We start from the raw sequence: 15,315 nt of genomic DNA, 5'->3' as shown, positions 1-15,315 counted from the left end.
CTCCTTGTCGTACGCGAACCGGATGCCGGACGAGTGATCGAGCGCAGGCGGCCTCCAAAAGCCACCGACGCCTGGCACCGGGCTCGAACCGGAACCAGAACCGGCCTCTGGAACCAGATCGCGCCGGTCCCGGAAGCCGGCCCCGGACCGAGCCCGAGGCCGGACCGGGCCTGGGGGCCGGACCGGGCCTGGGCCGGACCGGGCCAAGGCCGGACCGGGCCTGGGCCCCGGAACCAGCAGCGGAACTGGAGCCCGGGCCGAGGTCCGAGACCGGGATCGGATGCCGGCCCCGGATTTCCGGCCGGGCAAGGCCCCGGCGCGGGCCGGGCCAAAGACCGGAACCCGGAACCCGGAACCCGGACCTGCCGGACCAGGCCCGGATCCCCAGCCGGTCGCGGCCTCGGCCCAAGCCGAGACCAAGCTCGGGACCGGACCCAGGAACCGGCTCCCGGCCGGGGCCGAGGCAAGCCTGGCCCGGATCGAGCACCCGGCCCCGGTCCGGAACCGAGACCGGAATCGCGATCCAACACCACGTCCCCGTCCAGTCCGGCCCCGGCTGGGACCGGGCCTTGGCCTGGACCGGGCCTTGGCCTGGACCGGGCCTTGGCCGGAGCCAGGACCCGGCCTGGGCCGGGACTCGGCCTGGACCGGGACTCGGCCTGGACCGGGACTCGGCCTGGACCGGGTCGCCGGTCCTTGGTCGGGCGGGGCCTGGGCCCAGACCGGGCCTTGGCCTGGACCGGGCCTTGGCCTGGACCGGAACTCGGCCTGGACCGGAACTCGGCCTGGACCGGGACTCGGCCTGGACCGGGTCGCCGACCCTCGGCCTGGACCGGGTCGCCGGTCCTTGGTCGGGCGGGGCCCGGGCCCAGACCGGGCCTGGGCCTGGACTCTGGACCGGCCTCGGTCTGGACCGGGTCGCCGGGCCGAGCCAAGCCCCGGGTCGAGCCAGGTGCCGGGTCGAGCCAGGTGCCGGGTGGCGGGGGCCGCAGGCCCCCGTCGAGGGGCCTGCGGGTCCCGGCCGGTGGGTGGGGGCGGCGGGCGGGAGTCCGGCGTCTCTCGCCCGCCGCCGATTCGGGCGCCCTCGGCGGGCGGCGGCGGTCAGGCCTTGCGCGGCTTGCAGTCCGCCTTCTCCTGGCCGGTGACGTACTTCAGGCCACCGAGCAGATGACTGCGGAAGCCGTCCTCGGCGTAGGACTCCTTGGTGTGGCCGAGGCCGGTGTAGAAGGAGCGCCCGCCCTGGTAGGCCTGGCACCAGGCGATCGGGTGGTCGCCGTTCATCGTTCCGCCCTGGTACGTGCTCTCGTCCAGGGTGGCCAGCACCCGGGCGTGGTCACGCGGGTTGGAGCGGTAGTTGTACCACTCGTCCGTGCGGTCCCACGCGTCGTCGAGGCCCTTGGTGGCCGGGTGGTCGTGCTGGGGCACCCGGACCGTGGCCTGCTGGATCTGCGGGTGCGAGTCGAAGTACGCGCCGACCAGGCCGCCGTAGAACGGCCACTCGTACTCGGTGTCGGCGGCCGCGTGGATGCCCATGTAACCGCCGCCGCCGGCGATGTACTTCTCGAACGCCTTCTTCTGGTCGGCGTTCAGCACGGTGCCGGTGGTGGAGAGGAAGACGACGGCGTCGTAGCGGGCGAGGTTGGCGGTGGTGAACTGCTGTGCCTCCTCCGTGGAGTCGACGGTGATGCCGCTCTGCCCGCCGAGGTCCTTCAGGGCCCGCACGCCGGTCTCGATGGAGTCGTGCCGGAAGCCGGCCGTCTTGGAGAAGACCAGGACGCGCTTGTCGTTCTTCGCGGGCTTCTTGTCGGAGATCATGAAGTCGTCGACGTCGAAGAGCGCTCCGTCACCGCCCTTGAAGACCAGGTACAGCTCGGTGGTCTTCTTCGGCAGCTTGCTGAGCGGGATGTCGATGTCCTGGAAGGTCTCCCAGCCGCCGGTCACCGGGACGACCCCGGAGCCGTGCAGGGTGCCGTTGGGACCTCCGGTGCGGACCTCCAGGTACCCGCCGGCGCCGCCGGAGGACACCCGCGCGGTGAGCGTCTGGGCGCCGCTCAGGTTGTACGGCTTGAACGAGATCCAGTCACCGTTGTCGATGTCGCCGACGGTCCTGCCGCCGTGCGCCTCGGTCTTGTCGTAGGTGCGGATGCCGCTCTGGTCGCTGAAGTGCTCGGCCTGCCGGTGGCGGGGCTGGAGCACGACCTGGGCGTGGGTGGTCAGCGCCTCTTGGCCGCCGCCGCCGTTGTCGGTGTACTCGGCGTCGAGGACGCCGAAGATGTTGGCGTTGGGGTCGTGCTCGGTGTCGGCCGGCGCGGTGATGGTGCCCTCGCAGCCGGTGGCCGAGGTGATCGGGTGGCCGTGGTTGTCGTGGCCGAGGATGTAGCGGATGGTGACCTTGGAGCAGTCGATCTTCTTGTCCTCGGGGTCGGTGACCTTCACCTTGAACGGGATGGTGTCACCGAACTGGAACAGCGTGCCGTCGGCCGGCGTCTGGAAGGTCACCGTGGGCGCGGTGTTGCCGACGACCACATGGACGTTGGCGGTCGCGGTGTAGCCCGTCGGGTCCGTCACCGTGACGGTGGCCGTGTACGTGCCGTTGGTGCGGTACGTGTGCTGGGGCGACTGACCGGTGCCGGTGGTGCCGTCACCGAAGTCCCAGCCGTAGGTGAGCGCGTCGCCGTCGGCGTCCTTGCCGGTCGCGGAGAAGGACACCTTCAGGGGCGCCTTGCCCGACGTCCTGTCCGACGTGGCGGTCACGGTCGGCGCGTGGCCGTTGGTGACGTTCTCGATGCGGTACAGCGCGGAGTTCTCGTCGCCGCCGAACCAGGACAGTCCGTAGTCCAGGACGTAGAGGGCGCCGTCCGGGCCGAAGGCCATGTCCATCACCTGGGTGCCGGACCAGGGGAAGGGGTTGATGGACTTGACGGTGCCGTCGTCGTCCTGCTCGATCCGCTTGATCCACTGGCGGCCGAACTCACCGGCGAAGAAGTCCCCGTCGTAGGCCTCGGGGAACTTGGCGGGCGAGTTCAGGTCGGGGTCGTAGCGGTAGACCGGGCCGCCCATCGGGGACTCGGAGCCGTTGCCGAACTCGGGTATGGAGCCGCCGTCGTAGTCGATCCAGGCCGGCTGGGCCGGCGGGAGGTCGACCAGGCCGGTGTTGTTCGGGGAGGTGTTCTTCGGCGCCGAGCAGTCGAAGGCCGCACCGGACTGCTTGGTGGCGAAGTCGTACTTGATGTACGCCTCGTTCTTGCCGACGCAGTAGGGCCAGCCGTAGTTGCCGGGCTTGGTCACGCGGTTGAACTCGACCATCCCGGAGGGACCGCGGTTGGGGTTCGCGGCGCCGGCGTCCGGCCCGTACTCGCCTATGTAGATGGCGCCGGTGGGCTTGTCGATGCTGAACCGGAACGGGTTGCGGAAGCCCATCGCGTAGATCTCGGGACGGGTCTTCGCGGTGCCCGGGGCGAAGAGGTTGCCCTCGGGGATGTCGTAGGAGCCGTCCGGCTTGACCTTGATCCGCAGGATCTTGCCCCGCAGGTCGTTGGTGTTGCCCGAGGTGCGCTGGGCGTCGAACGCCGGGTTCCGGGTCGACCGCTCGTCGATGGGCGTGTAGCCGTCGGACGAGAAGGGGTTGGAGTCGTCGCCGGTCGACAGGTAGAGGTTGCCGTCCTTGTCGAAGTCGATGTCACCGCCGACGTGGCAGCACATGCCACGGGACGTCTTGACCTCGAGGACGTTCTTCTCGCTGGACACGTCCAGCGTGCCGTCCTGCTTCAGCACGAAACGGGAGAGCCGGTTGACGCCGTCGAAGGGGGCGAAGTCGGCGGCGGTGCCGTTCTCGGGGGCGTCGCCGGGCGGGGTGTTCAGCGGCGGCGCGTAGTAGAGGTAGACGAAGCGGTTCTCGGCGAAGTCGGGGTCGATCCCGATGCCCTGGAGCCCCTCCTCGTCGTGGTCGTAGACGGCCAGCTTGCCGGCGACGGACGTGTTGCCCTGAGCGTCGGTCAGCCGCAGCGTGCCGTCGCGGGAGGTGTGCAGGACGCTGCGGTCCGGGAGCACGGCCAGCGACATCGGCTCGCCGACCTCGGGGGCGCCCTTGGCGAGGGTGACCTGCTGGAAGTCCTCGGCGGCCGCCGCGGCCGGTCTGGCGGCACCGGGGCCGGCGCTCGCCGGCGGCGCGGCGAGCGCGAGCGAGCTGCCCGCGAGGAGTGAGCCGGTGAGAAGAGCGAGTGCCTTGCGGAATCTGGGACGTTTCCTGTGCACGAAGATCCCTCCGGGAGGGTGGGGGTCGTACGGGGCGGTTGCGATGCGCCGGGGTGCGCCGTCACCCCGGAGATGTGCGGGACCTGTACAACTCCGGGACCGTAGCTGTCTTTGTCGGAGTCGGGTAGTCCTTGCGCAGAAGAGAAGTTGTTCTTTTTCCAGTGTGAGGACAAAGCGGGCCCGGGGCAGCGGGGCGCACCCCGCGCCCCAAGGGGGCGCGAGGTTGTGCCGACATGCGGCTCCGCCGCGTGGGCGCGACCAGCCACAACGGACCCGCAGCCGCCGGCGGACAAAGCCCGAAACGGCTCTCCGCCCCCGCCGGCCGGCGGAGCTACTCCCTGCCGAAGGCCGCGTCGAACGACGCGCTCGGCGGGTCGAAGTCGAACGCCTTGAGCCGCCGCAGCGCCTCGGGGGCGCCCTGGAGCCGGTCCATGCCGGCGTCCTCCCACTCCACCGACACGGGGCCGGTGTAGTCGATGGACCGCAGCATCCGGAAGACGTCCTCCCACGGGACGTCACCGTGCCCGGCGGAGACGAAGTCCCAGCCGCGCCGGGGGTCGCCCCACGGCAGGTGGGAGCCGAGGCGGCCGTTGCGCCCGTCGAGGCGCTTGCGGGCCTCCTTGCAGTCCACGTGGTAGATCCGGTCCCGGAAGTCCCACAGGAAGCCGACGGGGTCGAGGTCCTGCCAGACGAAGTGGCTCGGGTCGAAGTTCAGCCCGAACGCGGGCCGGTTGTCCACCGCGTCCAGGGCCTGCCGGGTGGTCCAGTAGTCGTACGCGATCTCGCCGGGGTGGACCTCGTGCGCGAAGCGGACGCCCTCGGCGTCGAACACGTCGAGGATCGGGTTCCAGCGCTCGGCGAAGTCCTGGTAGCCGCGTTCGATCATGCCCGGCGGCACGGGCGGGAACATGGCGACCAGGTGCCAGATCGAGGAGCCGGTGAAGCCGATGACGGTGTCGACGCCGAACGCGGCCGCCGCCCGCGCCGTGTCCTTCAACTCCGCGGCGGCCCGCTGCCGTACGCCTTCGGGCTCCCCGTCGCCCCAGATGCGGGCCGGCAGGATGCCGCGGTGGCGCTCGTCGATCGGGTGGTCGCAGACCCCCTGGCCGACCAGGTGGTTGGAGATCGCCCAGCACTTGAGGCCGTACTTGTCGAGCAGCGCGCGCCGCCCGTCGAGATAGGCGGGGTCGGCCAGCGCCTTGTCGACCTCGAAGTGGTCGCCCCAGCAGGCGAGTTCGAGTCCGTCGTAGCCGAAGTCCCGGGCCAGCCGGCAGACCTCCTCCAGCGGGAGGTCGGCCCACTGGCCGGTGAACAGGGTGAACGAGCGTGGCATGACCGGGCCTCCCTAGACCGGGACGGGCGTGTAGAGGGAATACTTCGCCGCGCTCTCCTCGACGGCGGCCAGGACCCGCTGGACCTGGAGCCCGTCGGCGAAGGACGGTTCGGGCGCGGTGCCCGCGGCGATCGCGAGCACCAGGTCGCGGGCCTGGTGGACGAAGCTGTGCTCGTAGCCGAGGCCGTGGCCCGGCGGCCACCAGGCCGCGAGGTAGGGGTGGTCGGGTTCGGTGACGAGGATCCGCCGGAAGCCGGCGCTCACCCCGGGTTCGGTGTGGTCGTGGTACGAGAGCTCGTTGAGCCGTTCCAGGTCGAACGCGAGCGAGCCGTGGGACCCGTTGAGCTCGATGCGCAGCGCGTTCTTGCGGCCGGAGGCGAACCGGGTCGCCTCGAAGGAGGCGAGCGCGCCCGAGCCGAACCGGGCGGTGAACAGGGCCGCGTCGTCGACGGTGACCTCCCCCAGGCCGCTGCCGCCGACGCCGCTGAGCCCGGCCGCCGCCCCGGCCGGCAGCGGGCGCTGCCGGACGAACGTCTCGGTGACCGCGGACACCCCGGTGATCGCCTCGCCCACGAGGTACTGGGCGAGGTCGACGATGTGGGCGCCCAGGTCGCCGAGGGCGCCGGAGCCCGCCGCGTCCTTGCGCAGCCGCCAGGTCAGCGGGAACTCGGGGTCGACGAGCCAGTCCTGGAGGTAACTGACGCGTACGTGCCGCAGGGTGCCGAGGCGGCCCTCGGCGACCATGCGGCGGGCCAGGGCGGTCGCGGGCAGCCGCCGGTAGTTGAAGCCGACCATGGCGACCTGGCCGCGGGCCCGCGCCCGCTCGGCCGCCTCGGTCATCGCCCGCGCCTCCTCGACCGAGTTGGCGAGGGGTTTCTCGCACAGCACGTGCTTGCCCGCCTCCAGGGCGGCCACGGCGATCTCCGCATGGCTGTCGCCCGGCGTGCAGATGTCGATGAGGTCGACGTCGTCGCGGGCGATCAGAGCGCGCCAGTCGGTCTCGGTGTCGGCCCAGCCGAGCCGGGCGGCCGCGCCTCGCACGGCCGCCCCGTCACGCCCGGCGACGACGGCCAGTACGGGCCGGTGCGGCAGGTCGAAGACGCGGCCCACGGTGCGCCAGCCCTGGGAGTGGGCGGCGCCCATGAAGGCGTAGCCGACCATGCCGACACGCAGCGGAGGCTTCCCGGCCGCGGGCTCGCTCTCGGCCTGCTCCGACTGTCCCTTCAGGCCCATACCGATAACTCCTTCTCGTCAACGTTCGCAGCGGCGTTCCCGACGCCGTGATTGCGAGGTGGGGGGTTGGCCGCGTCCATCACTTGAAGCCGGTGGGCATGTACTGGTCCACGTTGGTCTTGTCGACCACGGCGGAGTACAGGGTGATGGACGCCGGGATCTCGAACTCCGCCATGCCGGACACGCCCTTGCCCTGGCCCAGCGCGCGGGCCAGGTCGATCGCGGACGCGGCCATCGTGGGCGGATACAGCACGGTGGCCTTCAGGACGCCCTTGTCCTGCTTGATCTGTTCGAACGCGGAGAGCGCGCCGGCGCCGCCGACCATGAAGAACTCGTCGCGGCCGGCCTGCTCGATGGCGCGCAGCGCGCCGACGCCCTGGTCGTCGTCGTGGTTCCACAGGGCGTCGATGTGCTTCTGCGCCTGGAGGAGCTGGGACATCTTCGACTGGCCGGACTCGACGGTGAACTCGGCCGCCTGACGCGCCACTTTGGTGATGTTGGGGTAGTTCTTCAGCGCGTCGTCGAAGCCCTGGGTGCGCTGCTTGGTGAGCTCCAGGTTGTCCAGGCCGGCGAGTTCGACGACCTTCGCGTTCGCCTTGCCCTTGAGCTGCTCGCCGATGTACTGCCCGGCGTTGAAGCCCATCCCGTAGTTGTCGCCGCCGATCCAGCAGCGGTACGCCTGCGGGGAGTTGAAGACCCGGTCGAGGTTGACGACGGGGATGCCCGCACGCATCGCCTTCAGTCCGACCTGGGTGAGTGCCTTGCCGTCGGCGGGCAGGATCACCAGCACGTCGACCTTCTTGTTGATGAGGGTCTCGATCTGGCCGATCTGCGCGGCGGTGTCGTTGGAGCCCTCGGTGATCTCCAGGGTGACGTCGGAGTACTTCTTGGCGCGGCTCTTGGCGTTCTCGTTGATCGCGTTGAGCCAGCCGTGGTCGGCCTGCGGGCCGGCGAAGCCGATGGTGACCGCCTTGCCGGGCTGGTCGTCGGCGGCGGGCTGGTCGTTCGCCGCGGGCTTGTCGTTCTTGGGCTCGTTGCTGGTGCAGGCGGCGAGGAAGGCGGTGGCGCCGACGGCGGCGCCGCCGAAGAGCAGGCCTCTGCGGCTCGGTGTCTGGGGCATGGCGATGGCCTTTCCGGTGAGGGCCGTACGGAGCGGGCGGCTCGGCTGGGCTAGGTGGTGGAGGCGGTGCGCCGCTGGACGAGGACGGCGGCGACGATGATGGCGCCCTTGGCGATCTGCTGGACGTCGCTCTGGAGGTTGTTCAGGGCGAAGATGTTGCTGATCGTGATGAAGATCAGGACGCCGAGGACGGAGCCGACGATGGTGCCCCGGCCGCCGCTCAGCAGGGTCCCGCCGATGATCGCGGCGGCGATGGCGTCGAGTTCGTACAGGTTGCCGTTGGTGTTCTGGCCGGAGCCGGCCAGGACGATCAGCAGGAAGGCCGCGATGCCGCAGCACAGCCCGGACAGCAGGTAGAGGTAGAGGCGTTGGCGGCGTACGTCGATGCCCGCCAGCCGGGCCGCCTCCGGGTTGCCGCCGACGGCGACGGTGCGCCGCCCGAACGTGGTGCGGTTCAGCACGAGCCAGCCGATGACGGTGACGGCGGCGAAGACGAGGACCAGCGGCGGCACGCCGAGGACGTAGGAGTCGCGGTTGCCGAGGCTCAGGATGCCGTCGATGGTGACGATCTGGGTCTTGCCGCCGGTGATCTGCAGGGCGAGACCGCGTGCGGAGGCGAGCATGGCGAGGGTGGCGATGAACGGGACCATGCCGCCGTACGCGATGAGGACGCCGTTGACGAGTCCGCACCCGACGCCGACGAGCACCGCGGTGAACAGCACGCCCACGAAGCCGTACTCCTGGGTGGCCACGGTGGTGGCCCACACGGAGGCGAGGCCGACGATCGCGCCGACGGACAGGTCGATGCCGCCGCTCATGATGACGAAGGTCATCCCGACGGTGACGACGCCGATGATGGATGCCTGGGTGAGCACCAGCTGCAGGTTGCGGGTGTCCAGGAACTGGTCGGGTTTGGTGATGCCGCCGATGAGGACGAGGACGGCGAGCACACCGAGCAGCGACAGGGTGCGCACGTCGGCGCGGGCCCACAGGACGCGCAGCGGACCGGCGTCGCCCTTCGGGGTGTCCGCGCGGGCGGCGGGCGGCGGCCCGGCGTCGGGTCCGCCGTGCTGGGCCGGGGTGGCGGGCTGCGTCATGACGTCGCGCTCCCTTCCTCGGTTACGGACTGCGTGGACACGGGGGTTCCTTCCATGGCCAGGTCGAGTACGCGGTGTTCGTCCAGCTCCCGGGCGGGTGCCGTGTGGACGACGAGCCCCTCGCGGAGCACCAGGACGCGGTCGGCGAGGCCGAGGACCTCGGGTATCTCGCTGGAGACCAGCAGCACCGCCAGGCCCTCGTCGGCGAGTCGGCGCACCACCGCGTACAGCTCGGCGCGGGCGCCGACGTCGACACCGCGGGTGGGTTCGTCCAGGAGCAGGACGCGGCAGCCGCGCAGCAGCCAGCGGGCGAGGACCGCCTTCTGCTGGTTGCCGCCGGAGAGGGTGCGCACCGGCGTGTCGGGGTTGTCGGGGCGCAGGGAGAGTTCGCGGGTGGCCTGCCGGGCGGCGTTCCGTTCCGCGCGCCGGTCGAGCCAGCCGCCGCGGGCGAAGCGGGACAGGGTGGAGACGCTGACGTTGCGGGTGACGGACTCCAGCATCAGCAGGCCCTGGGCCTTGCGTTCCTCGGGGGCGAGCCCGAGTCCGGCGCGGACCGCGGAGCGCACGCTGCCGGGGCGCAACGGTGTGCCGTCGACGAGGACGCGGCCCGCGCTGGGTTTGCGGGCGCCGTAGACGGTCTCCAGGATCTCGGAGCGGCCGGAGCCGACGAGTCCGGCGAGGCCGACGATCTCGCCGGGCCGCACTTCGAGGTCGAGGGGGGCGAACTCGCCGTCGCGGGCGAGCCCTTCGACGGTGAGGACGGGCGCGAGGTGCGCGGTGTCGGCCGTCGGACGCGGCGGGAAGACGTACTCGACGTTGCGGCCCGTCATCAGGGAGACGATCTCGCGGGTCGGGGTGGACTCGGCGGGCAGTCCGCCGGCGACGGCGCGGCCGTCCTTGAGGACGGTGACCCGGTCGCCGATGCGGCGGATCTCCTCCAGGCGGTGGGAGATGTAGACGACGGCGACACCGGCCGCGGTGAGGTCGCCGACGATGCGGAAGAGGTTGTGGACCTCGTCCGGGTCGAGGGCGGCCGACGGTTCGTCCATGACGATGAGCCGGACGTCGTGAGAGAGGGCCCGGGCCATGGAGACGACCTGCTGCTGGGCGGCGGAGAGGTCGCCGACAAACCGGCCCGGGTCGATCTCGGGGTGGCCGAGCCGCTTGAGGAGGACGGTGGTGGCGGAGCGGGCCTCGCGGCCGCGGACGACGAATCCGGCGGTGGTGGGTTCGTGGCCGAGGAAGACGTTCTCGGCGACGGACAGGTGACCCACCAGGTCGAGTTCCTGGTAGATGGTGGCGATGCCCAGGCGCATGGCGGCGATCGGGGACTTCAGGGTGGTGGGCTCGCCCCGCCAGACGATCGCCCCGTCGTCGGGCTGGTGGGCCCCGGCGAGGACCTTGATGAGGGTGGACTTCCCGGCGCCGTTCTGGCCGAGCAGGCAGTGCACCTCTCCGGCCTGTACCTCCAGGTCGACTCCGTCCAGGGCGCGGACTCCGGGGAACGACTTGGTGATGCCGGACATGCTGAGCAGGGGTGGTTCTGGAGCCATGGTGGTTCCCCTCGGCGGATACGGCCGGTCTCAGGGCAGGGCTGACGTACGCGTGGCTGGTGTACGCGGGGCGGGCTGGTGTACTCGGGACGTACCGGTGGTGGTGTCGTGCTGTGTGCGGGTGGTGCGGGGCGTACCGGTGGTGCGAGGTGGTGCCAGGTGGTGCGCGCCGGTCAGGCCGGCGAGAACAGGTGGTCGCTGATGAGCCGGGCCGCGCCGATGACTCCGGCGGCGGGCCCCAACTCGCCCAGGACGATGGGCAGGTTGCCGGTCGCCAGGGGCAGCGACTGGCGGTAGACCTGGGTGCGGATCGCGGCGAGCAGGGTGTGGCCGAGGCCGGTGACCCCGCCGCCGATCACCACGAGGCCGGGGTTGAAGAAGGAGACGAGTCCGGCGATGACCTGGCCGGTGCGGGTGCCGCCCTCCCGGATCAGGCCGAGGGAGGTGGCGTCGCCCGCGGCGGCCGCGGCGGCCACGTCGACGCCGGTGAGGGCGCCGTTCGCCTCCAGCCGGGTCGCGAGTTCGGCCGACAGGCCCTGCTGGGCCGCCTCCAGCGCGTCACGGGCCAGGGCGGCGCCGCTGAAGTGGGCCTCCAGGCAGCCCTGGTTGCCACAGACGCACGGGCGTCCGCCGGGCACGGCCTGGATGTGCCCGATGTCGCCCGCGCTGCCGGTCGTACCGCGGTGGACCTCGCCGCCGACGACGATGCCGCAGCCGATGCCGGTGCCGATCTTGACGCAGAGGAAGTCGCCCACGGAGCGGGCGACGCCCGCGTGCTGCTCCCCCATCGCCATGAGGTTCACGTCGTTGTCGACCATGACCGGGCAGCCGAGTTCCTGGCTGAGCGCCTCCCGTACGGGGAAGCCGTCCCAGCCCGGCATGATCGGGGGTGCCACGGGGACGCCCTGGGGGAAGCGGACGGGACCGGGGACGCCGATGCCGGCGCCGTCGTAGCCCTCCGCGAGCCCCGAGGCCCGCAACTTCGCGGCCATGGCGAGGACCTGCTCGAAGACCGCGACGGGTCCCTCGCGCACGTCCAGCGGCTGGTTGAGGTGTCCGAGCACTTCCAGTTCCGCGTTGGTGACCGCGACGTCGACCGAGGTCGCGCCGATGTCGACGCCCAGGAAGCGCAGTTCGGGGGCGAGGCGGACGTTGTGGGAACGGCGGCCGCCGCGCGAGGCGGCGAGTCCGTCGGCGACGACCAGTCCCGTCTCCAGGAGCCGGTCCACCTCCACGGCCAGCTTCGACCGGGACAGCTCGACGCTGTCGCCGAGTTGGGCCCGGGAGCTGGGTCCCCCGTCGCGCAACAGCTTGAGCAGCCGGGCCTGATGGGTGTTGGCGGGTCGTGCCGTCATACGTCTCACGTGCCCCTCCCGCCTCAATTCGGCCTGCGCACAGGGTAATTCCGGCCACCTGGCCGCCTGCTTGAGAGAGGAACGTAGCAGCGACTGCCGGAACTGGGAAGAAGTTGCGCATGGATTGCCACCAACTTTTCCCACCGACAGGACAAAGTCGGGAACGCCGAGCGAGGGCGTCCGATGCCGACGAACGTCAGACAGCCGTACGGCCGCCGTCGACAGGCAGGATCGCGCCCTGCACGAAGCCGGCCGCGTCACTGGCCAGATAGGCGATGGCCTCGGCGATCTCCCTCGGGGCGGCAGGCCGTCCCGCGGGGGCCTGCGCGGCCAGGGCGTCGAGGTCCTCGCCCATGTCGGCCGTGCCCTCCGTACGGGTCGGCCCGGGCTCGACCGCGTTGACCCGCACGCCCTGCGGTCCGAACTCGGCGGCCCACGCCTTGGTCAGCAGATTCAGCGCCGCCTTGCTGGACCCGTACAGCGCCATCCCCGCGACGCCGTACTCGGCGACCATGGTGCTGACGTTGACGACGGCGCCGTGCCCGCGCTCGGCCATCGCCGGCGCGAGTTCCGCCACCAGGTAGAACGGCGCCTTCACGTTCAGGTCGTAGACGCCGTCCACGTCGCCGGGCGACGCCTGCGCCGTGGGGCCGAACGGGAAGATGCCCGCGCCGTTGACGAGGATGTCCACACGGCCTCCGCCCAGCCCGGTGGCCTCACGGGCCAGCTGCCTCGCCGACTGCGCATCCCGCAGTTCGGCGGTGAGGAAGTCCGCCTTGCCGCCGCGCGCCCGGATCCCGGCGACCACGGACGCGCCGCGCGTCGCGTCGCGTCCCGCGACCAGCACGTACGCGCCCCGCTCGGCGAGCAGTGCCGCCGTCGCGGCGCCGATTCCGCTGGTCGCTCCGGTCACCAGGGCCACGCGCCCGGCCATGTCCACAGAAGTCATGAGGGCCGTCCTTCGTATCGGAAAGCAGGGCCCGACGGCGTGCGGGTGCACCGCGCCCGTCGTCCCGTTACCTCGTTCGTGAGGTGACGGGAGTCCAAAAGCGCCCCGCCATTTCTGGGATTGCGTCCCGGTCATCGGCGAATCCGATGCCCGCCACAAGTCTGGGGCTCGTTGTGCGGCCCAGGCGGTCACGACATGCGCTGCCCGCTCTTCCATGCCCTCCGACATGGCTCCGTGAAGCAGTCGGCCCCCTCAGCGTTCACCAGTCCGCTGAGCGCCTCGCCGGACCGGGCGGCCACTTCCCCGAGGCGGGCCGGGGCGCTCGAAGTCCGCGAGGCCCCGGCGGCCGCCGGTCAGGGGCAGCGCACGACCTGTCCGGCGTAGGAGAGATTGCCGCCGAAGCCGAACAGCAGCACCGGGTCGCCGGTGGTCACCTCGCCCCGCTCGATGAGCTTGGACAGCGCCAGCGGGATGCTCGCGGCCGAGGTGTTGCCGGACACGCTGACGTCACGGGCGACCACGGCGTTGACGGCTCCCAGCTTCGCGGCGAGCGGCTCGATGATGCGCAGGTTGGCCTGGTGCAGGACGACCCCGGCCAGCTGCTCGGGCGTGAGTCCGGCCCGCTCGCAGGCCTGCCGGGCCAGCGGCGGCAACTGCGTGGTGGCCCACCGGTAGACGCTCTGCCCCTCCTGCGCGAACCGCGGGGGCATGCCCTCGATCCGCACCGCGTGCCCCATCTCGGGCACCGAGCCCCACAGCACCGGCCCGATCCCGGGCTCCTCGCCCGGCCGGCAGGCCTCGACCACGGCGGCCCCGGCGCCGTCACCGACGAGCACGCAGGTCGTGCGGTCGGTCCAGTCGGTCACGTCGGACATCTTGTCGGCGCCGATGACCAGGGCGCGGGTCGCGGCGCCCGCACGCACGGTGTGGTCGGCGGTGGCCAGGGCGTGGGTGAAGCCCGCGCACACGACGTTGAGGTCCATCGCGGCCGGCCGCGGCACGCCGAGCCGGGCGGCGACACGGGCGGCGGTGTTCGGGGAGCGGTCCGTGGCCGTGGAGGTGGCGACCAGCACGAGGTCGATGTCGCCGGGCGTGAGCCCGGCCGCCGCGAGCGCCTTGGCGGCGGCGTGCGCGGCGAGCTCGTCGACCGGCTCGTCGGGCCCGGCGATGTGCCGGGTCCGGATGCCCACCCGGCTCCTGATCCACTCGTCGCTGGTCGCCACGATGCCCTCCAGGTCCTCGTTGGTGAGCACCTTGGCGGGCTGGTAGTGACCGACGGCGGTGATGCGTGAGCCGTTCATGGGTGATCCCCCTCGTGACCGTGGACAGCGGGAATTCCCCAGTCTGATCAGTGACTCACGGGTAAGGCGGCAGGTGAAGCCACAGGATTGACGGGCCCCGCTTGTCGGCTTCCGTCAGACGGGGGTCGCCCCACCACCCGGGGCCGACGCACGTGCAGGACAATTGACGTCGTCGGGGCCGCTTCGGCCGAAGAGCGCAGAGAACCGAGGCTGATCAGGACATGGGACGAGTCACGGAACGACGCAAGGTGATCCGCATCCGGGACGGAGCCGTCTCGTCCCGCCCCGACACACTGGTCGCCGAGGAGCCGCTGGAGATCCGGCTGAACGGCAAGCCGCTCGCGATCACCATGCGCACACCGGGTGACGACTTCGCGCTGGCGGCCGGTTTCCTGGTCAGCGAGGGCGTGCTGGGCGCCGCGTCCGACCTGCTGAACATCGTGTACTGCGCGGGCGCGACGGTGGACGGCTCGAACACCTACAACGTGGTGGATGTGCGGACCGCGCCGGACGTCGTCCTGCCCGACATCACCCTCGAACGCAATGTGTACACGACCTCGTCGTGCGGCCTGTGCGGCAAGGCGAGCCTGGACGCGGTCCGTACGACGGCCCGCTGGCCGATCTCCGACGCGCCCCCGCTGCGGGTCGGGCCCGAACTGCTGGCGACCCTGCCCGACCGGCTGCGGGCGGCCCAGCGCGTCTTCGACCGCACCGGGGGGCTGCACGCGGCGGCCCTGTTCGACGAGGACGGCGAGCTGCTGGACATACGGGAGGACGTGGGCCGGCACAACGCGGTCGACAAGCTGGTCGGCCGCGCCCTGCAACAGGGCGGCCTGCCGCTGTCCCGCAGCATCCTGCTGGTCTCCGGCCGCGCGTCCTTCGAACTGGCGCAGAAGGCCGTCATGGCGGGCATCCCCGTTCTGGCGGCCGTCTCCGCGCCGTCGTCCCTCGCGGTGGACCTGGCCGCGGAGACGGGACTGACGCTGGTCGGCTTCCTGCGGGGCAGCTCCATGAACGTGTACGCGGGCGAGAAGCGGATCACCCTGCGGGAGACGGCCACCCACGGCTGACCCGCGCGGGGCCGTCGCATCCGAATCCGAAACCGAGGCAGCTGTCAAAA

At 71.7% G+C, this 15,315-nt stretch carries 10 protein-coding genes; 1 reads left to right on the top strand and 9 read right to left on the bottom strand.

The window, feature by feature from the left end:
- Positions 1-1,101: 1,101 nt before the first annotated feature.
- The 9 genes from CG719_RS01850 to CG719_RS01810 all read right to left on the bottom strand — a co-directional run bounded on the left by CG719_RS01850 (position 1,102) and on the right by CG719_RS01810 (position 14,195).
- Entirely contained in the window at positions 1,102-4,254 is a 3,153-nt protein-coding gene (locus CG719_RS01850) for a ThuA domain-containing protein (protein ID WP_100566657.1), read from the bottom strand.
- A gap of 331 nt (positions 4,255-4,585) precedes the next feature.
- Positions 4,586-5,587, bottom strand: a complete 1,002-nt coding sequence (locus CG719_RS01845; RefSeq protein WP_100566656.1) for a sugar phosphate isomerase/epimerase family protein — start codon at positions 5,585-5,587, stop codon at positions 4,586-4,588.
- Between the two features lie 12 nt (positions 5,588-5,599).
- Positions 5,600-6,820 (bottom strand): Gfo/Idh/MocA family protein, encoded by a 1,221-nt coding sequence (locus CG719_RS01840; protein WP_100566655.1) that lies wholly within the window; start codon positions 6,818-6,820, stop codon positions 5,600-5,602.
- 79 nt (positions 6,821-6,899) lie between these two features.
- Positions 6,900-7,940, bottom strand: coding sequence for a substrate-binding domain-containing protein (locus tag CG719_RS01835; protein ID WP_100566654.1), 1,041 nt, complete (start codon positions 7,938-7,940; stop codon positions 6,900-6,902).
- A gap of 50 nt (positions 7,941-7,990) precedes the next feature.
- Entirely contained in the window at positions 7,991-9,037 is a 1,047-nt protein-coding gene (locus CG719_RS01830; RefSeq protein WP_100566653.1) for an ABC transporter permease, read from the bottom strand.
- Positions 9,034-10,590 (bottom strand): sugar ABC transporter ATP-binding protein, encoded by a 1,557-nt coding sequence (locus tag CG719_RS01825; RefSeq protein ID WP_100566652.1) that lies wholly within the window; start codon positions 10,588-10,590, stop codon positions 9,034-9,036. Before CG719_RS01825 ends, CG719_RS01830 begins: the two co-directional genes overlap by 4 nt.
- A gap of 173 nt (positions 10,591-10,763) precedes the next feature.
- Positions 10,764-11,945: an ROK family transcriptional regulator gene (locus CG719_RS01820; RefSeq protein WP_100566651.1), complete on the bottom strand. Its 1,182-nt coding sequence runs from the start codon at positions 11,943-11,945 to the stop codon at positions 10,764-10,766.
- A gap of 196 nt (positions 11,946-12,141) precedes the next feature.
- Positions 12,142-12,894, bottom strand: a complete 753-nt coding sequence (locus tag CG719_RS01815; protein ID WP_100566650.1) for an SDR family NAD(P)-dependent oxidoreductase — start codon at positions 12,892-12,894, stop codon at positions 12,142-12,144.
- Between the two features lie 353 nt (positions 12,895-13,247).
- The gene (locus CG719_RS01810; RefSeq protein ID WP_100566649.1) at positions 13,248-14,195 is read right to left on the bottom strand and encodes a beta-ketoacyl-ACP synthase III; all 948 of its coding nucleotides are present in this window, start codon (positions 14,193-14,195) and stop codon (positions 13,248-13,250) included.
- A gap of 221 nt (positions 14,196-14,416) precedes the next feature.
- Between CG719_RS01810 and fdhD the strand changes: the two genes are divergently transcribed.
- Positions 14,417-15,265, top strand: coding sequence for a formate dehydrogenase accessory sulfurtransferase FdhD (fdhD, locus tag CG719_RS01805; protein WP_100566648.1), 849 nt, complete (start codon positions 14,417-14,419; stop codon positions 15,263-15,265).
- Positions 15,266-15,315 lie beyond the last annotated feature (50 nt).

Origin of the sequence: Streptomyces sp. CB01373 (assembly GCF_002803075.1) — a bacterium.
GTDB lineage: Bacteria > Actinomycetota > Actinomycetes > Streptomycetales > Streptomycetaceae > Streptomyces.
Note: the sequence above shows the minus strand (reverse complement) of the source record. Positions and strands in the feature narration are given on the sequence as shown.